This is a genomic window from Duganella sp. CY15W (genome assembly GCF_009857555.1).
GTDB classification, from domain to species: Bacteria; Pseudomonadota; Gammaproteobacteria; order Burkholderiales; family Burkholderiaceae_D; genus Rugamonas; species Rugamonas sacchari.
On record NZ_WWCQ01000001.1, the window covers coordinates 2058481 to 2076649 of the forward strand.

At 60.2% G+C, this 18169-nt stretch carries 15 protein-coding genes and 3 tRNA genes; 4 read left to right on the forward strand and 14 right to left on the reverse strand.

Going from position 1 to position 18169, the window contains the following annotated elements; translation table 11 throughout:
* Positions 1 to 6 precede the first annotated feature (6 nt).
* On the reverse strand, positions 7 to 3603 hold the full coding sequence (locus tag GTP58_RS08895; protein WP_161077107.1) for a hydantoinase B/oxoprolinase family protein: 3597 nt from the start codon (positions 3601 to 3603) through the stop codon (positions 7 to 9).
* A 96-nt stretch (positions 3604 to 3699) separates the two neighbouring features.
* Between GTP58_RS08895 and GTP58_RS08900 the strand changes: the two genes are divergently transcribed.
* Positions 3700 to 5205 carry an NAD(P)H-hydrate dehydratase gene (locus GTP58_RS08900; RefSeq protein ID WP_161077108.1) on the forward strand — a complete coding sequence of 502 codons (1506 nt, stop codon included), beginning with the start codon at positions 3700 to 3702 and terminating at the stop codon, positions 5203 to 5205.
* On the opposite strand, the gene GTP58_RS08905 is transcribed toward GTP58_RS08900, so the two are convergent.
* Both GTP58_RS08905 and GTP58_RS08910 read right to left on the reverse strand, forming a co-directional pair.
* A complete protein-coding gene (locus tag GTP58_RS08905) occupies positions 5202 to 6659 on the reverse strand; it encodes a S41 family peptidase (RefSeq protein WP_161077109.1) in 1458 nt (485 codons plus the stop codon). The two genes, GTP58_RS08900 and GTP58_RS08905, sit on opposite strands and share 4 nt — an antisense overlap.
* Entirely contained in the window at positions 6659 to 7375 is a 717-nt protein-coding gene (locus tag GTP58_RS08910) for an ABC transporter ATP-binding protein (RefSeq protein ID WP_072781722.1), read from the reverse strand. Before GTP58_RS08910 ends, GTP58_RS08905 begins: the two co-directional genes overlap by 1 nt.
* A 91-nt stretch (positions 7376 to 7466) precedes the next feature.
* On the opposite strand from GTP58_RS08910, the gene GTP58_RS08915 reads away from it, so the two are divergent.
* Positions 7467 to 8048 (forward strand): arylesterase, encoded by a 582-nt coding sequence (locus GTP58_RS08915; protein WP_373924730.1) that lies wholly within the window; start codon positions 7467 to 7469, stop codon positions 8046 to 8048.
* Entirely contained in the window at positions 8045 to 9112 is a 1068-nt protein-coding gene (gene mnmH, locus GTP58_RS08920) for a tRNA 2-selenouridine(34) synthase MnmH (RefSeq protein WP_161077111.1), read from the forward strand. Before GTP58_RS08915 ends, mnmH begins: the two co-directional genes overlap by 4 nt.
* 7 nt (positions 9113 to 9119) lie before the next feature.
* Here the strand turns inward: mnmH and GTP58_RS08925 are convergent, their stop codons facing one another.
* The 4 genes from GTP58_RS08925 to GTP58_RS08940 form a co-directional block, all read right to left on the reverse strand.
* Positions 9120 to 9605 carry a DUF4844 domain-containing protein gene (locus GTP58_RS08925; protein WP_202413524.1) on the reverse strand — a complete coding sequence of 162 codons (486 nt, stop codon included), beginning with the start codon at positions 9603 to 9605 and terminating at the stop codon, positions 9120 to 9122.
* Between the two features lie 16 nt (positions 9606 to 9621).
* Positions 9622 to 9861, reverse strand: coding sequence for a hypothetical protein (locus tag GTP58_RS08930; RefSeq protein WP_161077112.1), 240 nt, complete (start codon positions 9859 to 9861; stop codon positions 9622 to 9624).
* Positions 9851 to 9994, reverse strand: a complete 144-nt coding sequence (locus tag GTP58_RS08935; protein WP_161077113.1) for a hypothetical protein — start codon at positions 9992 to 9994, stop codon at positions 9851 to 9853. The genes GTP58_RS08930 and GTP58_RS08935 overlap by 11 nt, the downstream gene beginning before the upstream one ends.
* Before the next feature lie 125 nt (positions 9995 to 10119).
* Positions 10120 to 12030 carry a SurA N-terminal domain-containing protein gene (locus tag GTP58_RS08940; protein WP_161077114.1) on the reverse strand — a complete coding sequence of 637 codons (1911 nt, stop codon included), beginning with the start codon at positions 12028 to 12030 and terminating at the stop codon, positions 10120 to 10122.
* A 226-nt stretch (positions 12031 to 12256) separates the two neighbouring features.
* Between GTP58_RS08940 and GTP58_RS08945 the strand changes: the two genes are divergently transcribed.
* Positions 12257 to 12439: a hypothetical protein gene (locus GTP58_RS08945; RefSeq protein ID WP_161077115.1), complete on the forward strand. Its 183-nt coding sequence runs from the start codon at positions 12257 to 12259 to the stop codon at positions 12437 to 12439.
* Between the two features lie 171 nt (positions 12440 to 12610).
* Here the strand turns inward: GTP58_RS08945 and GTP58_RS08950 are convergent.
* The 7 genes from GTP58_RS08950 to clpP form a co-directional block, all read right to left on the reverse strand.
* A tRNA-Asp gene (locus GTP58_RS08950) sits at positions 12611 to 12687 on the reverse strand.
* 31 nt (positions 12688 to 12718) lie between these two features.
* Positions 12719 to 12795 (reverse strand) — tRNA-Asp (locus GTP58_RS08955).
* A gap of 71 nt (positions 12796 to 12866) precedes the next feature.
* Positions 12867 to 12942: transfer RNA gene (locus GTP58_RS08960), tRNA-Val, on the reverse strand.
* Positions 12943 to 12991: 49 nt separating this feature from the next.
* A complete protein-coding gene (locus GTP58_RS08965; protein ID WP_072781714.1) occupies positions 12992 to 13264 on the reverse strand; it encodes an HU family DNA-binding protein in 273 nt (90 codons plus the stop codon).
* Between the two features lie 182 nt (positions 13265 to 13446).
* On the reverse strand, positions 13447 to 15858 hold the full coding sequence (gene lon / locus GTP58_RS08970) for an endopeptidase La (RefSeq protein ID WP_072781712.1): 2412 nt from the start codon (positions 15856 to 15858) through the stop codon (positions 13447 to 13449).
* 275 nt (positions 15859 to 16133) lie between these two features.
* Positions 16134 to 17402 (reverse strand): ATP-dependent Clp protease ATP-binding subunit ClpX, encoded by a 1269-nt coding sequence (gene clpX / locus GTP58_RS08975; RefSeq protein WP_072781710.1) that lies wholly within the window; start codon positions 17400 to 17402, stop codon positions 16134 to 16136.
* 149 nt (positions 17403 to 17551) lie between these two features.
* Positions 17552 to 18169: an ATP-dependent Clp endopeptidase proteolytic subunit ClpP gene (gene clpP, locus GTP58_RS08980; protein WP_371851423.1), complete on the reverse strand. Its 618-nt coding sequence runs from the start codon at positions 18167 to 18169 to the stop codon at positions 17552 to 17554.

The following is an 18169-nucleotide window of genomic DNA, read 5'->3' on the forward strand; positions in this document are numbered from 1 at the left end:
GTCAACTCAAGTTGACACGCCATAACCGCCCCCGCCCGGCGTCTCGATCACGAACACATCGCCCGGCTGCATATCGGTCTTGCCGATGTGGCCCAGCTCCTCGATGCTGCCGTCCGCACGCTGCACGCTATTGCGGCCCAGGGCGCCCGGCTCGCCACCAGCCATGCCGAATGGCGCGTGGATACGGTTGTTGGACAGGATGGCGGCCGTCATCGGCTCCAGGAAGCGTACCTTGCGCACGCCGCCGTTGCCGCCATGCCAGCGTCCCGCACCACCGCTATCGGCGCGGATCTCGTAGCTGTCGAGACGCACCGGGAAGCGGAACTCCAGTATCTCCGGATCGGTAAGGCGCGAGTTGGTCATATTGGTTTGCACTACGCTGGTGCCGTCGAAACCGTCGCCGGCGCCGGAGCCGCCGCTGATGGTTTCGTAGTACTGGTAGCGCGCGTTACCAAACGTGAAGTTGTTCATGGTGCCCTGCGCCGCCGCCATCACGCCCAGCGCGCCATACAGGGCGTTGGTGATGCAGGTTGAGGTTTCGACGTTACCCGACACCACCGATGCCGGATAGCGCGGGTTCAACATCGAGCCCTGCGGAATAATCACCTTGAGCGGCTTGAGGCAGCCTGCATTGAGGGGGATCTCATCGTCCACCAGCGTGCGGAATACGTACAGCACGGCCGCCATGCACACTGCGGACGGCGCGTTGAAATTGTTCTGCAACTGCGCCGAGGTGCCGGTGAAATCAATCTCCGCGCGCCGCGCCGCCTGGTCGACACGCACCGCCACCTGGATCTGCGCACCGTTATCCAGCGGCAGCGTGTAGCTGCCGTCCTTCAAAGCGCTGATGACGCGGCGCACCGCTTCCTCGGCATTGTCCTGCACGTGGCCCATGTAAGCCTGCACGACATCCAGGCCGAAATGCGCGACCATCCTGTGCAGCTCTTCGACGCCTTTCTGGTTGGCCGCAATCTGCGCGCGCAGGTCGGCCAGGTTCTGATCAGGACTACGCGCCGGGTATTGCGCGCTTGCCAGCAGCGCGCGGGTTTCCACTTCGCGCAGCTGGCCGCCGTCCACCAGCTTGAAGTTATTGATTAACACGCCCTCTTCTTCGATCACGCGCGAATCAGGCGGCATCGAGCCTGGCGTGGTGCCGCCGATGTCCGCGTGGTGGCCGCGCGAGCCGACGTAGAACAGGATGTTGGCGCCAGCTTCGTCGAACACCGGCGTAATCACCGTGACGTCCGGCAGATGGGTGCCGCCGTTGTAGGGATCGTTGAGCATGAAGACATCGCCGGCGCGCATCTTACCGGCGTTTTCGCGCATCACGGTCTTGATGCTCTCGCCCATGGAACCCAGATGCACCGGCATGTGCGGCGCGTTGGCGATCAGGTTGCCGTCGGCGTCGAAGATGGCGCAGCTGAAGTCCAGGCGCTCCTTGATGTTGACCGAGTACGCGGTGTTCTGCAAACGCAGCCCCATTTGCTCGGCGATCGACATGAACAGGTTGTTGAAGATCTCCAGCATCACCGGATCGGCGGTGGTGCCGATCGCGCGGCGCTCGGGCAATGCGGCGACGCGGCGCAGTATCAGGTGATCGTGCAGCGTGACCTCGGCCTGCCAGCCCGTTTCCACAATCGTGGTGGCATTGGCTTCGGCGATAATCGCCGGAGCTTTGACGATATCGCCAATCCGCGTGGCGGAGCGCTGGTACAAGCTGGTTTGCCGCCATTTGCCGCCGCTGTACATCGGCACCACTGCGTGCGGCATCAGGCCGGACAAGCGGCGCGCCGCCGGTTCTACCGCTTCCAATGGCGCATCGGACTTGCCGACCGCTTCCACCGATACGGCTTCCACGATCAGCGCGCGCGCCGGCATCAGGAAGGAATAGCGTTTGCGATAGGCCGCTTCAAACTGGGCCTGCATGCTTTCCGGTGTATCGAACAAGACGATCAGCGCGGTGTCCGTGCCTTCGTAACGCAGATGGACGCGGCGGATCAGCGCAATGCGCTCGTCTTCCACCTGCTGATGATGCAGGTCGGCGCGCGCCTGGCGGCCCAGCGCATGCAGGCGCGCGTCCAGATCAGCGTGCGCTTCAGCGCTCAAGCGTATTTCAACGGCGGCTTCGCGCATTGCGGTCTGGTCGGCCAGGCCCATGCCGTATGCCGACATCACGCCGGCCAGCGAATGCACAAAGACGGTCTTCATGCCCAGCGCATCCGCCACCAGGCAAGCGTGCTGGCCACCGGCGCCGCCAAAGCTGGTCAGCGCGTATTCCGTCACATCGTGGCCGCGCTGCACGGAGATCTGCTTGATGGCGTTGGCCATATTGCCGACGGCGATATCCAGGAAGCCTTCCGCCACCTGCTCCGGCGTGGCCGGCTGGCCGGTGGCGGCAGCGATCTGCTCGGCCATCTCGCTGAAGCGCTGGCGTACCGTGGCCGCATCGAGCGGCTGCTTGCCGTCCGCGCCAAACAGCTGCGGGAAATGCTGCGGCTGGATTTTACCCAGCATGACGTTACAGTCGGTGACCGCCAGCGGACCGCCACGGCGATAACTGGCCGGTCCCGGATTGGCGCCCGCGCTGTCCGGGCCGACGCGATAACGGCTGCCGTCAAAGTGCAGGATCGAACCGCCGCCCGCAGCCACCGTGTGAATGCTCATCATCGGCGCGCGCATGCGTACGCCCGCAACCTGGGTCTCGAACACGCGCTCAAATTCGCCGGAGAAGTGCGAGACGTCGGTCGAGGTGCCGCCCATGTCGAAGCCGATCACCTTGTCAAAGCCGGCCAGCTTGCTGGCGCGGACCATGCCGACAATGCCGCCCGCCGGGCCGCTCAGGATCGAGTCCTTGCCCTGGAACGCGCGCGCGTCAGTCAAGCCGCCGTTGGACTGCATGAATTGCAGGTTCACACCGGGCAGCTCCTGCGCCACCTGGTCCACGTAGCGGCGCAGGATCGGCGACAGATAGGCGTCGACCACGGTGGTATCGCCGCGCGCCACCAGCTTCATCATCGGGCTGATTTCGTGCGACACCGAGACCTGCGTAAAGCCCATCTCGCGGGCCAGATCGGCCACCTTGGTTTCGTGCGCGTGGTAGCGGTAGCCGTGCATGAAGACGATGGCCAGCGAACGTAGACCACGGTCGTATGCCTCGGCCAGACCGGCGCGCGCGGCGGTGAGGTCAAGTTCCGCCACCGTCTCGCCGTGGGCGCCCATGCGCTCATCAATCTCGATCACATGCGAATACAACAGCTCCGGCAGCAGGATGTGGCGATCAAACAAGCGCGGACGGTTCTGGTAGGCGATGCGCAACGCATCGCGGAAGCCACGGGTGATCGCCAGTGCCGTCGGTTCGCCTTTGCGCTCCAGCAGCGCGTTGGTGGCGACCGTGGTGCCCATTTTGACAGCACCGATCTGCGCCACCGGAATCGCTTTGCCTTTGGCCACACCCATCAGCTGGCGGATGCCGGCAATTGCTGCATCGGCATAGTGCTCTGGATTTTCGGACAGCAGCTTGAGTGTACGCAGCCGGCCATCCGGCGCGCGCGCCACGATGTCGGTGAACGTACCGCCCCGGTCTATCCAGAATTGCCAATCCATGCGTGCCTCGCTAAGCTGTGAAGCGTATATTGTAGTGCTGCGTGCCCGCCGCGCACCAGACGCTGTGACCAAAATTTTAGATGCTAAAATGGCACGATGAATCCTCTCTACTCCGTCGCCGAAATCCGTGCCATCGAACGCGCCGCCGCAGCCACGCTGCCGCCGGGCGCCCTGATGCAGCGCGCGGGCCAGGCCAGCGCCAATGCCGCGCTGGATTTGATGCCATTCTCTACGGCCCACGCCAAGGTACTGGTGCTGGCTGGCCCCGGCGACAATGGCGGCGATGCGCTGGAGGCGGCGGCCCACATTTCCTACACTGGCGCACAAGTCACGCTGATTCATTTTACGCCCGCTGGCACAGCATCGCCCGAGCGCATGGCTGCGCTGGAGCGCGCCAAGGCCAGTGACGCCCGTTTCCGCGCCTGGGACGATGCCGATATCGCCGGCACGGACTGGAATCTGGTGGTTGACGGGCTGTTTGGCCTGGGCCTGAAACGCCCGCTGACGGACGAATTCCGCACGCTGGCGGAAGCGGTCAATAAACTCAGCTGCCCGGTGCTGGCGCTGGATATCCCCAGCGGACTGGATGCCGACACCGGCTGCGTGGTCGGTCCTGACGGCATCGCCATCCACGCCACGCATACCATCACTTTCATCGGCAACAAACCCGGTTTGCATACCTGCGATGGCCGCGACTATGCGGGCCTGGTGGACGTGGCCCGGCTTGAAATCGACGCCGCACACTACGTGCCATCCCACCTGCATCTCAACGACGTCAAGTTCTTCTCGCGCCACCTGCGCGCGCGGCGCCATAACTCGCACAAAGGCAGCTATGGCAATGTAGCAGTGATCGGCGGCGCACGCGGCATGAGCGGTGCACCGGTCCTGGCCGCGCGTGCGGCGCTCAACAGCGGCGCCGGCCGCGTTTATGCCCTTTTTGCGGACGAGGCACTGGCCAGCGATCCGGGCCAGCCGGAACTCATGTGCCGTTCCGCCGGCGAGTTTGACCTGAGCATGGCGACACTGGTGGTCGGCCCCGGTCTCGGCGACGAGCGTCACGCGCACGACCTGCTCGCAAAAGCCATCAACTGCGGCAGCGCCCTGCTGGCTGACGCCGATGCACTCAATCTGCTGGCCGTTGACCCGGCCCTGCAAAATGCGCTGGCGCACCGGCCGGCCGCCGTGGTGCTGACACCGCATCCGCTGGAAGCGGCGCGCCTGCTCGGCACCACGATTGCCGCCGTACAGGCCGACCGTCTGGCCGCGGCCCGCACACTGGCCGCGCGCCTGCACGCCATCGTGATCCTGAAAGGCTCGGGTACCGTGATTGCCGCCCCAAGCGGCGATGCGGTCATCAACACCACTGGCAATCCGGCGCTGGCCACGGCCGGCACTGGTGACGTGCTGGCCGGCCTGTGCGGTGCACTGCTGGCGCAAGGCTGGCCCCAGTGGGAGGCAGCGCTGGCCGCAGTCTGGTTGCATGGCATGGCGGCCGACGTGCTGGTGACGGAAGGCCTTGGCCCTATCGGCCTGACTGCGACGGAACTGATCCCGGCGATCCGCACGGCGCTGAACCGCATGGTCCAGCACCACGGCCGCTAACGCGTTTTCAGATCCGCCTCGATCACTTTCAGGAAATTTTCGGTCGACCATTCGAGATCATTGACCTCGATCTGCGGCGAATAAAACTGTCCCGATGCGCGCGGACGGCCAACGTACACCTTGTTGGGAATGACGACGCGGACCAGCCCTGAATCCAGCGGCTGGTAACGCACTTCCATGTAAGTGGAATCGGCAGAACTCGGAGCGCCAATCAGCTTCGTATTCGGGAACATGGTGAACACGTCCAGCGCATCCAGGCAGGCGCTCGCGCACTGGCCGGGCACGATGACGTACACCGGGCGGTTGAAGGCCGAAGCTTGCACTTCCGCCGCTGCCACAGGCGGTTTTTTGTCGCCAGTGACGAAGAACTTGTCGCCGCGCTCCAGCGCCAGTTGCATCTGCTTTGCGACTTCCCGCACGCCGGCTGCGATATCGGCGCGTCCCTGCCCGTCCAGCATGCCGGCCAACCAGCGCACATGCGCCACATTGCCAGCCGACGCCCGCCACCACACCTGCTGCTTGCTCAGGTTTGCACGTTCGTGCTGCGCGACGGCTTCATCTCCCCACAGTGCGCGGGCAAAATCCTGGCTCCACAGCGAGGAACCGCCGTGGTTGCCGCGCAGGTCGATCACCACGGCGTCGGCCTGCTGATAGCGTTCGGGATGCGCATGCAGCGCTTCGTACATGGCGCGATATGCGGCGCGCTGCGGCTCATCGGGCTGGAAGTCCGGCATCGCGGCCCAGTAAAGGCGCGGACGCGGTTCAGTCAAGCCTACCGGAAGGACGTCGCCATTGTAGCTCTGCTGGCGCCAGCGCAGCATGTCGTTGTCCATCGGACTCCAGGCCAGCGTCATGCTGAAGCGTTTGCCATCCTTCGTAAAGCTGCACACGGACGGCAGCTTGATAAACGGATTGCCCGCATCGGTGAATACTTCGCGCGCTGTGATCCACCAGCTGCCGCGCTCCTCGCTGCGGCCCTGATAGGCAAACACATTGGTTTCGGCCAGCTTGGCAACTGCCTGGCCATCGCATTGCTCGATCTTGCTGCCGGCCGCAGGGCCGCCCGGCACGGTGGCGTAGACATACATGCTGTCGCCGCGCCATGCCGCCACAAAGCCGGGCCAGCGCCACTGCGCCGCCAATGGCCTGGTGAATTCCACACCTCCGTGGCCGTCGTGGATGGCGGCATTAAAACCGGCCAGCGCCGCCTGATAGCCCGCACCATCGCGCACCTGCGTCGCCAGTTGCAGGCCAAGCTTGCGCGCCTCGGCCAGATGGGAGGCAAAGCCGGGATTGGCGGGATCATAGGTGCCGGGATGGTTGTCCAGCGTCAGCTGGTAGGCAACCTCAATATCGGCAACGGCAGCGTGCTGCCATTGCTCGGGCGTCTGCGGCGGCTCCGCTGCCATCGCCACGCCGGCCGCAAACAGGCTCGCCGCAACGAGGCGGCGCATCAAACCAGTCTGCCTGCCGCGATGGTGATGGTGCGCGCACAGCGCGCCGCCATGGCCTGATCGTGCGTGACCAGCACCAGCGTAGAGCCATGCTGGCGATTTAGCTCGAACATCAGTTGAATCACGGCTTCGCCAGTGGCGGCATCCAGGCTACCTGTCGGCTCGTCGGCAAACAGCAGCGGCGGTTCAGTGACGAAGGCACGCGCCAGCGCCACACGCTGCTGCTCGCCGCCGGACAAATATTTGGGATAGTGTTTCAGGCGGCTCGACAAACCCACACGCGACAGCATGGCTTCCGCCCGCTCTTTCGCGCCCGGCACACCGGCCAGTTCCAGCGGCAGCATGACGTTTTCCAGCGCCGTCAGGTGCGCCAGCAGCTGGAAGGACTGGAACACAAAGCCCAGCTTTTCCTTGCGCAGCGCGGCGCGGCCGTCTTCATCCAGTGCATAAATGTCTACGCCATCCAGCACTACTTTGCCGGCGCTGGGCGTGTCCAGGCCTGCCAGCAGGCCCAGTAAAGTGGATTTGCCGGAGCCGGAGGCGCCAACAATCGCCAGCGTCTCGGCCTTTTGCACGGTAAAATCCACCTCGTGCAGGATTGTCAGTTCGCCGCTGGCGTCGGCGACACGCTTGGCCAGGCCGCTGACGGCAATCGCAGGCGCCACAGACGCCGCCACCGCGGCTTTCGATGACACAGCCGCCGGAGCATCCGGCATGAAATGGGAAGACGCATTAGGGAAATCAGGCATGCTCAATATGTTCAATCGTTTATTATCTGGAAAACCACTGGCCGCCCTGCTCTTGTCGATGGCAGCGGCGAGCGCCTATTCTGCACCAAAAACGGTACTTGTGGTGGGGGATAGTTTGTCAGCCGAATACGGCCTGTCGCGCGGCACCGGCTGGGTCGCGCTGGCGGAGCAGAAGCTCAAGCAAAACAATATCGATGCCGTGGTGGTCAACGCCAGCGTCAGCGGCGAAACCACGAGTGGCGGCCGTTCGCGCCTGCCGGCCCTGCTGACCAAATACAAACCGGACGTGGTCGTCATCGAACTGGGCGCCAACGATGGCCTGCGCGGCCTGCCGGTGGCGGCGGCCCAGGCCAATCTGCGCGCCATGAACGATGCCGCCACCCAGGCCAAGGCCAGGGTAATGCTGATCGGTATGCGGATGCCGCCCAACTACGGCCGCGACTACGCCGACAAATTCTTCGCCATGTACGGCACGCTGAGCAAGGACATCAAGGCGCCGCTGGTGCCCTTCATGCTGGATGGCATAGCGGACCAGCCGCAGATGTTCCAGTCCGACCGCTTGCACCCACTGGCCGAAGCCCACCCTGCCATCCTGGCCAATATCTGGCCGGTGCTGCAGAAAACCATCAAGACAAAATGAAATACCCGGAAATACTGGGCATCGACGAGGTCCTGTCCCAACTCGACACCTTTGATGCCATCATCGACGCGCGCAGTCCCTGCGAATTCGCGCTCGACCACCTGCCCGGCGCCATCAACGCGCCGGTGCTGGATGACGAGCAGCGTATCCGCGTCGGCACCATGTACAAGCAAACCGGTTCATTTGAAGCCAAGAAGACCGGCGCGGCGCTGGTCGCCAAGAACATCGCTCATCACATTGAGACGCTGTGGATCGACAAGCCACGCGAATGGCGGCCGCTGATTTACTGCTGGCGCGGCGGCAATCGCAGCGGCGCGATGGCGCACATCCTCGCCAGGATCGGCTGGCCGGTGGTGCAGCTGGAAGGCGGCTACAAAGCCTTCCGTCAGCAGGTCAATACGGTGCTGGAGCAGGCGCCCGCGCTGCGCTTCAAGGTCATATGCGGCACTACCGGCAGCGGCAAGAGCCGCCTGCTGGAGGTGCTGGCGTCACAAGGTGCGCAGGTACTGGACCTGGAGCGGCTGGCCGCGCATCGCGGCTCGGTGCTGGGCCAGTTGCCCAATGCACCGCAGCCCAGCCAGAAAGCGTTCGAGACGGCGGTGTGGGAGGTATTGCGCCGTTTCGATCCGGCGCGTCCGGTGTTTGTGGAGTCCGAGAGCAAAAAGGTCGGCAATCTGCGCGTGCCGGCGGCGTTGATGGACACCATGCGCGCGGCGGACTGCATCGCGCTGTCGCTGTCCGTGCCGAACCGCGTGCGTCTGCTGATGGAAGACTACGAGCATTTCCTGGTCAGCCCGGACACCCTGAATGGCCAGCTGGCGCATCTGACACAGCTGCATGGCCGCGAGCAGATCGCGCAATGGCAGGCCCTGTCGCAAGCCGGCCAGATGCCGCAGCTGGTTGAACAGCTGCTGGTGCAGCACTATGATCCCGCTTACCTGCGCTCCATCGACCGCAACTTCACGCAGTATGCGCAGGCCGTAGCGCTGGCGCTGGATGATATCGATGCTGCGAGCTTCGCCGCGGCGGCGCAGTGGCTCATCGCCAATCACTCAGGCGCGTGACTTCGGGTCAGAGGAACCAGCCGTACGGAAAACCATAGCGCCAGACATTGAATAGCTCGGCGGAACTCTGCACCCCGCAAATCTCCATGATCTGGGTGAAATATCCCAGCAGCCGGTCACGCTCTTCCGATTCCACGGTATCGAAATTCGCCAGGGCGACCTTCATCGTGCCAAGTACGGTCGAGCGCTGTGGATGTGCCGGCAGCTGGGTAATCAGTGATGCAATGGTCGCATCCACCGCCGCCTGCGCAGCCGCGCGCTCCGTCTCATTGCGCGCACCTGGGTAGAATGTCATGGCGTCAGGCTCGAATTTGCGCTCCGACTGCAAATCGCGCAAGCGCTGTATGACCTCCGGCGTAATGGCCAGTTTGTGGTCAATCAAGCTGGTCGGCCAAACGTAAAAGATCAAACCGGTACAGCCGGCAAACACAACCGCTGCAATAAATGCGGCCACGGCGACCAAAGGGGTCGCCACAAATTTTTGCAACATCATTCCTAACCTCCGGATACTATTGATCCGGTTTTGTCTTGTTTTTGAAATACTCGGCGTCTGGATCAAGGTCTTCGTACTGCTGCACAATTGGGCGCTGCAGTTTGAGCCAGATGTCAGCCACCAGTCCGGTCAGGGCAGGCAGATAGGCGCTTCGCTCCTCGGCGGACAGCGTACGGATTACACTATCGGCCTCATTCAGCACCGCCCCCATGCGATCATAGGTCGACATGAGCTTCTTGGCAGTTTCATAGTCCATGGCGACGGCGGCGAGCGAGTGCGCCGAGAGAAATGAAGATGCCGCTGATCGCCACGAAAGCGTGCGCCAGCAGCTTCGCCAGTGCGAGTACGCCGGACAGGCCCGGAATGATTGCGGTTCTACTGAAAGACATCTTTTACCCTTGAACTCAACAGGCTTTCAGCATAACAGTTTGCTGCGGCGGAAAATCCTCATATTGTCACGCAGGCATCACTCATAAACAAAAAAGGCCGCTGATGTTTTCAGCGGCCTTTTGTTTTACTTCACTTCGGCGACGGTTGTCGTCGTCACAGGCTTGAGGATTTTCACTTTCGCCTTTTGCTTCAGCAGTTCGATGTATTGCGCCATCTCTTGCTGGGCGATGATGTTACCGATCTGCTCGGCTTCCTGCTTGCGCTGCGCCTCGTCCTGCTGGGCAGGCTGCTGCACCTTGGCGATACGGTACACGCCGTAGCCCATGCCGGGCACATCGACGCCGACGTAGGCTGGCAGCTTGGTGGTGTCCGTCTTCATGATCGACTGCATGGCCAGGCCGTTGATGCCTTCGTTCTTGGCGCGCGAGACAACTTTCGCAGCGCTGAAGCCAGTCGCTTCGCCGGACTTCTTGAACGCAGCCAGCTTGTCTTCACCCGCTTTGGTGGCCAGCTTGGCGGCTTCTTCCATGGTCACGCGCTGACGGATCTGCGCATCGACTTCTGCCAGCGGACGCTTGGTCGCAGGCTTGAATTCGACGATGCGGCCGGCCACCAGCGTGCTTGGCGCGGTTTCAACGGCTTCGGTATTGCGCTTGCTGCTGATCGAATCGTTGGAGAACAGCGCAGCCAGGAACTTGGCGTTGTTGTACGGTGCCGCAGCAGCCATCGGCGATGGCATACGCGATACATTGGCCGCGGTTTCGATCTTCAGGCCCAGCTTGTCAGCGACCGGCTTCAGGCTGTCCGATTGCTCGTAGACGGTGTTGGTGAAGGCTTCAGCCATCTCCGAATATTTCTTCGAGGCTTTCTGCTTTTTCAGCATGTCGGTCACGTCAGCTTTTACCGACTCAAACGGCTTGACCAGGGCTGGCTTGAGCTCGGTCACGGTCAGGATGTGGAAGCCGAATTCCGACTGTACCAGATCGCTGATCTCGCCCTGCTTCAGCTTGTTGATGCCGTTTTCAACCGGCGCCACCAGCATGCCTTTTTCAATCACGCCCAGATCACCGCCCTGCTCGGCCGAACCTTGGTCTTCCGATTTGGCTTTTGCGATTTTGGCGAAATCAGCTGGCGCCTTGCGCACTTCCGCCAGGATGGCTTCGGCCTTGGTTTTGGCTGCGGTGGTCTCAGCGGCGCTGGCGCCCTTCTTCAAGGTCACCAGGATGTGGCTGGCGCGGCGCACTTCACCGGTGGTGAATTGCGCTTTGTTCTTCTCGTAGTAGTCCGACACTTCGGCGTCGGCCACGCTGATCTGGCTCAGCACCGCATCGTTGTTGAACACCACGTATTCGATCTTGGCCTGTTCAGGCACTTCGAACTGCTTGGCGTTCTTTTCGTAGAACGACTTGACCATGTCGTCGGTCACTTTCACTTGCGGCACGAAGTCAGCCACCGGCAGCAGCAGCTCCTGTACTTCGCGCTCCTGCGCGGCGATGTCCGACAGCGACTTGGCCACGGTGCGCGGTGCAAAGCCCGTGCCTTCCACCGCCACGGCCAGTTGCTGCAGCACCAGATCCTGACGCATACGCGCGTCAAAATCGGTCGGCTTCATGCCTTGGGCGGCCAGCACCTGTTTGTAGGTGTCCATATTGAAGTTAGCCGGACCGCCGAACTGGTCCATGATGGCCTTCTGCAGCTGAGCGTCAGGGACAGCCAGATTGCTGTGGGCGACTTCCGCAGCCACGGCGCGCTGCGCGATGAGCTGGTCCAGCACGCTTTGCTTGAACTCAGGGGTGTCAACCATCTTCTGGTCGAACTGTGCGCCCATACGCTGGCGATAGGTGTCCAGCTGGTTGCGCACGGCGTTGTCAAATTCCAGCTGGGACAAGGGCTTGCCATCGATTTTAGCGATGGTGCCGGCATCGTCGCCAAAGCTCTTGTAACTACCGAGACCGACAAATGCAAACGACGGAACAATAATGATCGCCAGGAAAATCTGCATCAAGCGCTGATGGGTACGAATAAATTCAAACATGGTCTACCAATTCGGATGATGGTTACTTGCACATACAAAAAAGGCGAACTCGCGTTCGCCAATTCTCTTTTTTATTCAATGACTTGCACCGCAAAGTGAAGCCGGAGTATGCCGAAAAAATCAGTATCGCACGATTCTACAGGGGCACTGGTGGCTTAGCAAGCATCTGCTTATCACTTTGATAGCGGACGATCGGCAAAAATGAAGATTTTCAGAAACTATGTTTATGACCCAGCTCACCAAAGGATGTTCGATGCGCCCTACTTTGACGCTCCTCTTTGCATGCAGCGCTGCCGTCGCCAGTCACGCGGCTGACTTGCCGGGCACTTGGCAATATGAAACCGGTGCGGCGTATTTCGGCCAGGCGGGCGTGTTCTTGGTCATCAAAAACGGTAAAGTCACCGGCTAGATGCCACCAGCACGAAAATATTAACAATAAAGAAAATAGCACCGGAGTCGTGCATTTACGCCACGAACAGTTCGTTTAATTGCGGCAGCATTAAATCAATACGGGGAATTAATCTGACGTGGAAAAAGAAAAACCCCGCAGCTTATTTAAAGCTGCGGGGTATCTTGTTCTTGGCGGAGCGGACGGGGCTCGAACCCGCGACCCCCGGCGTGACAGGCCGGTATTCTAACCAACTGAACTACCGCTCCTTGTTGGGCACTACTAAACTCAATATCTCGTTGGCGGAGCGGACGGGGCTCGAACCCGCGACCCCCGGCGTGACAGGCCGGTATTCTAACCAACTGAACTACCGCTCCAGCTGGATACTGAGGTGCAACATTTTACTACATGATTTACTGCTTGGCAAATGTGATTGATAAACAATCTTTGGTGGGCGGTGAGAGGCTCGAACTCCCGACCTAAGCCTTGTAAGGGCTCCGCTCTACCAACTGAGCTAACCGCCCATCTGCCGCAGTGAACAGCTTGATTACCTTTGCTGCTCACCGAAGTCCGTTAGTTTACAGCATCTTTCAAAGCTTTACCAGCTTTAAATTTAGGAACTTTAGCTGCCTCGATAACGATCTCTTCTTTGGTGCGTGGGTTGCGGCCGGTACGGGCTGCACGCTCGCTGACCGAGAAGGTGCCAAAGCCGACCAGGGTCACGCTGTCGTTGTTTTGCAGGCTGGTGGTCACGCCGTCGATTACTGCGTCCAGTGCGCGTGCAGCAGCCGCTTTCGAGATATCAGCGGTGGTGGCGATATGGTCAATCAATTCAGTCTTATTCAAAGCAATTCCCCGTGACTAAGGTTATATCTGTTCCCGTTAAAATAACTGGAACGCAAAAAATTCAGGCCGTATTAAACAAGCCAGCCCACTATCGTGTCAAGGCTGCACAATAGAAAAATAAGTAAAAATAAAAAAACAGGCGCTATAAAAGCGCCTGTTTTCTTGATATTACAGCTAAACAGTTAGTGTTTTACCACGTCACCCTGGCCGTCAGGTTTGGTCGCGGCAGCCGCCACAGCCTCCACTGGTGCGGTTTCCACCAGCGCTTCCGGCTGGCGCTCCAGCGCGATTTCCAGCACTTTGTCGATCCAACGCACCGGAATGATTTCCAGTTTGTTTTTGACGTTGTCCGGAATATCGGCCAGATCCTTGACGTTCTGCTCAGGGATCAGCACGGTTTTAATGCCACCGCGCTGCGCTGCCAGCAGTTTTTCCTTGAGGCCGCCGATCGGCAGCACTTCGCCGCGCAGCGTGATCTCACCCGTCATGGCCACATCGGCGCGGACCGGGATGCCGGTGAACACCGACACCATGGCCACCGTCATTGCAGCGCCGGCAGATGGACCATCTTTCGGCGTCGCGCCTTCCGGCACGTGGATGTGGATGTCGCTCTTCTCAAACACCTCGTTCTTGATGCCGAGACGGTTGGCACGGCTGCGCACCACGGTGCGGGCAGCTTCGATCGATTCCTTCATCACGTCGCCCAGCGTACCGGTACGGATCACCCCGCCCTTGCCTGGCATCGACACAGCTTCGATGGTCAGCAGATCGCCGCCCACCTCGGTCCATGCCAGACCCACCACCTGGCCGATCTGGTTTTCCTTCTCGGCCACGCCGAAGTCGTAGCGGCGCACGCCCAGGAACTTGTCCAGGTTTTTCGGCGTGACCGTAACCTTCTTCTCCGACTTCTTCAGCAGCAGCATCTTGACCACCTTGCGGCAGATCTTCGACACTTCGCGTTCCAGGGAACGCACGCCAGCTTCACGCGTGTAGTAGCGCACGATGTCGCGGATGGTCGCTTCGCTGACAGCAATCTCGTCTTCCTTCAGACCATTGTTCTTGATCTGTTTCGGCAGCAGGTAGCGCTGGGCGATGCTGGTCTTCTCATCTTCGGTGTAACCCGACAGACGGATGACTTCCATACGGTCCAGCAGTGCCGGCGGAATATTGAACGAGTTCGAGGTCGCCACAAACATCACATCCGACAGGTCGAAATCGACCTCGATGTAGTGGTCCGAGAACGTGTGGTTTTGCTCAGGATCCAGCACCTCGAGCAGCGCCGACGATGGATCGCCGCGGAAGTCCGCGCCCATCTTGTCGATCTCATCCAGCAGGAACAGCGGATTGCGCACGCCGACCTTGGCCAGCGACTGCAGCACCTTGCCCGGCATCGAACCGATGTAGGTACGGCGGTGGCCCCGGATCTCGGCCTCGTCACGCACACCGCCCAGCGCCATGCGCACAAACTTGCGGTTGGTGGCGCGCGCGATCGACTGGCCCAGCGAGGTTTTACCCACGCCTGGCGGACCGACGAAGCACAGGATCGGCGCTTTCAGCTTGTCCACGCGCTGTTGCACCGCGAGGTATTCCAGAATGCGTTCTTTGACTTTTTCCAGGCCGTAGTGGTCGCCTTCCAGCACTTTTTCAGCGTTGGACAGGTCGTTGTTGACCTTGGATTTTTTCTTCCATGGCAGGCTGACCAGCGTGTCGATGTAGTTGCGCACCACGGTGGCTTCGGCCGACATTGGCGACATCAGCTTGAGTTTTTTCAGCTCGGCGGTAGCCTTGTCCAGTGCCTCTTTCGGCATCTTGGCCAGTGCGACCTTCTTCTCCAGCTCGTCCAGATCGGCGCCGTCTTCGCCCTCGCCCAGTTCCTTCTGGATGGCTTTGACCTGCTCGTTCAGGTAGTACTCGCGCTGCGACTTTTCCATCTGGCGCTTGACGCGGCCACGGATGCGCTTCTCGACTTGCAGGATGTCCAGTTCGCCTTCGAGCTGGCCCAGCAGGTGCTCCAGGCGCTTGGCAACACTGAAGATCTCCAGGATCACCTGTTTCTGCTCCAGCTTCAGCGGCAGGTGCGCAGCGACGGTGTCAGCCAGGCGGCCGGCGTCATCGATGCCCGACAGCGATGCCAGGATCTCCGGCGGGATTTTCTTGTTGAGCTTAACGTACTGGTCGAACTGCTGCACGATGGCGCGGCGCATCGCCTCGATTTCCGAATCGTCGCCCAGCTCGGAATCGAGCGGCGTCAGATCGGCCACGAAGTGCGTCGGCGCATCGGTAATTTTGTTGATGCGTGCACGCTGAGCGCCTTCAACCAGCACCTTCACGGTACCGTCCGGCAGTTTCAGCATTTGCAGAATATTGGCCACGCAGCCAATTTCATAGATATCGGAAGCAGAAGGTTCGTCCTTGGCAGCGGCTTTTTGCGCGGCAAGCATAATGCTCTTGCCCTGCTCCATAGCGGCTTCCAGCGCCTTGATCGATTTTGGGCGCCCTACGAACAGCGGTATCACCATATGCGGAAATACGACGACGTCCCGCAGTGGCAATAACGGCAGCTGAGTTTGCTCAGTTAATTTGGAAGTTGTCATGGCGTACCTTATGTGAAAGCGTGATTATGATATTGGCGCTGTTTTGCCGAATCACAAGACCAAACTACAAGAAATAATTCCTTATATAAAAGAATGTTTTTCAAAGAAGCCAGTCGCACTCTAAAAGAATCAAATAAAAAAGCCACGCGTGACAGGGTGTCACGTGTGGCTTTCCGAATGAAGCCTGATTCTTTTATTGGTTTTGATTGTACCGCCTTGCCCTTGGGATGCGAAATGAATTTTGCATCCGTCAGAGCGAAGTGTGCACAAGTTATTTAATTCTCACCAGACGCTTTTGCCTGCTCCTGATAAATCAGCAAAGGTTTAGCGCCACTGGTAATGGTATTTTCATCAATAACCACTTTAGTGACATTGGTTTCATTTGGCAGCTCGTACATGGTATCGAGCAGCGCATGTTCCAGGATCGAACGCAGGCCACGGGCACCGGTTTTACGCGCCAGCGCTTTTTTGGCGATCGCGTGCAGTGCAGCAGGACGGATCTCCAGTTCAGCGCCTTCCATTTCCAGCAGCTTGGAATATTGCTTGATCAGCGCATTTTTCGGCTCGACCAGAATCTGGATCAGCGCCTCTTCGGTCAGCTCGGCCAGCGTGGCCACTACCGGCAGACGGCCCACCAGCTCAGGGATCAGGCCGAACTTGATCAGATCTTCCGGTTCGGCTTCCTGCAGCACATCGCTGACTGCGCGCTCGGACTTGCTCTTCACCGAGGCGCCGAAACCGATGCCGGATTTCTCCGAACGGTTCTCGATCACCTTGGCCAGGCCGTCAAACGCACCGCCGCAAATGAACATGATGTTGGTGGTGTCGATCTGCACGAAGTCCTGGTTAGGATGCTTGCGGCCGCCTTGTGGCGGGACCGATGCCATGGTGCCTTCGATCAGTTTCAGCAGCGCCTGCTGCACGCCCTCGCCCGAGACGTCACGCGTAATCGACGGGTTGTCCGACTTGCGCGAGATCTTGTCGATCTCGTCGATGTAGACGATGCCGCGTTGCGCCTTGTCCACGTCGTAGTTGCAGCTTTGCAACAGCTTCTGGATGATGTTCTCGACGTCCTCGCCCACGTAGCCGGCTTCGGTCAGCGTGGTGGCGTCGGCGATCACGAACGGCACGTTCAGCATGCGCGCCAGGGTCTGGGCCAGCAGGGTCTTGCCGGAGCCGGTAGGACCGACCAGCAGGATGTTGGACTTGGCCAGTTCGACGTCGTCTTTCTTGCCCAGGTGTTTCAGGCGCTTGTAGTGGTTGTACACCGCCACCGACAGGATGCGCTTGGCCGTTTGCTGGCCAATCACGTATTGGTCCAGCAAGTCCTTGATTTCATGCGGCGTTGGCAAGTCCGACTTGGCGCCAGTGACCGACTCGATGGCCGAGGTTTCATCGCGGATGATGTCATTGCACAAATCGATGCACTCATCGCAGATGAAGACCGATGGGCCGGCGATGAGTTTCTTCACCTCGTGCTGGCTTTTGCCACAGAACGAGCAGTACAGAAGTTTTTCGCCGCTGGAGGATTTTTTGTCTGACATGGGGCAGTTTTCTTTGGTTACAGGATGCAAGTACGCTGCGATGCGGGCCGGAAACCCGGCCTACATGCACATGCTACCCGAAATAAAAACGAAACGCCCGAACGATTAATCGCCCGAGCGTTTTTTCTAGCAATGCTGCAATGGATGCATCAAGCCCGGTTGGTCAACATTTTGTCGATCAGACCGTACTCTACCGCCTCTTCCGCCGACATGAAACGGTCACGATCGGTGTCTTTGGCGATCTGTTCGACGCTTTGACCGCTACGCTCGGCCATGATCGAATTCAGACGGTGGCGCAGGTACAGGATTTCCTTGGCCTGGATTTCGATATCCGACGCCATGCCTTGCGAGCCGCCCGACGGCTGGTGAATCATGATGCGCGAGTTCGGCAGCGAGAAGCGCTTGCCTTTGGCGCCGGCTGCCAGCAGGAACGCGCCCATCGAGGCGGCAATACCCGTGCACAGCGTCGAGACGTCAGGCTTGATGAACTGCATCGTATCGAAGATGGCCAGACCGGCCGACACCGAACCGCCAGGAGAGTTGATGTACAGCGAGATGTCCTTGTCTGGATTTTCGCTTTCCAGGAACAGCAGCTGCGCGACGACCAGATTGGCCATCTGGTCGTTGACCGGACCGACCATGAAAATAATACGTTCCTTCAGCAGGCGCGAGTAGATGTCGTAAGAGCGCTCGCCGCGACCGCTTTGTTCCACCACCATCGGTACCAGGCCGAGCATTTCGGTGTCCAGTGCCGGATTACGGTTCAT

Coding starts and splice junctions, on each gene's coding strand:
- GTP58_RS08895 (WP_161077107.1), bottom strand. CDS start 3,603: ATGGATTGGCAATTCTGGATAGACCGGGGCGGTACGTTCACCGACATC.
- GTP58_RS08900 (WP_161077108.1), top strand. CDS start 3,700: ATGAATCCTCTCTACTCCGTCGCCGAAATCCGTGCCATCGAACGCGCC.
- GTP58_RS08905 (WP_161077109.1), bottom strand. CDS start 6,659: ATGCGCCGCCTCGTTGCGGCGAGCCTGTTTGCGGCCGGCGTGGCGATG.
- GTP58_RS08910 (WP_072781722.1), bottom strand. CDS start 7,375: ATGCCGGATGCTCCGGCGGCTGTGTCATCGAAAGCCGCGGTGGCGGCG.
- GTP58_RS08915 (WP_373924730.1), top strand. CDS start 7,467: ATGGCAGCGGCGAGCGCCTATTCTGCACCAAAAACGGTACTTGTGGTG.
- mnmH (WP_161077111.1), top strand. CDS start 8,045: ATGAAATACCCGGAAATACTGGGCATCGACGAGGTCCTGTCCCAACTC.
- GTP58_RS08925 (WP_202413524.1), bottom strand. CDS start 9,605: ATGATGTTGCAAAAATTTGTGGCGACCCCTTTGGTCGCCGTGGCCGCA.
- GTP58_RS08930 (WP_161077112.1), bottom strand. CDS start 9,861: ATGGACTATGAAACTGCCAAGAAGCTCATGTCGACCTATGATCGCATG.
- GTP58_RS08935 (WP_161077113.1), bottom strand. CDS start 9,994: ATGTCTTTCAGTAGAACCGCAATCATTCCGGGCCTGTCCGGCGTACTC.
- GTP58_RS08940 (WP_161077114.1), bottom strand. CDS start 12,030: ATGTTTGAATTTATTCGTACCCATCAGCGCTTGATGCAGATTTTCCTG.
- GTP58_RS08945 (WP_161077115.1), top strand. CDS start 12,257: ATGACCCAGCTCACCAAAGGATGTTCGATGCGCCCTACTTTGACGCTC.
- lon (WP_072781712.1), bottom strand. CDS start 15,858: ATGACAACTTCCAAATTAACTGAGCAAACTCAGCTGCCGTTATTGCCA.
- clpX (WP_072781710.1), bottom strand. CDS start 17,402: ATGTCAGACAAAAAATCCTCCAGCGGCGAAAAACTTCTGTACTGCTCG.
- clpP (WP_371851423.1), bottom strand. CDS start 18,169: ATGAACCGTAATCCGGCACTGGACACCGAAATGCTCGGCCTGGTACCG.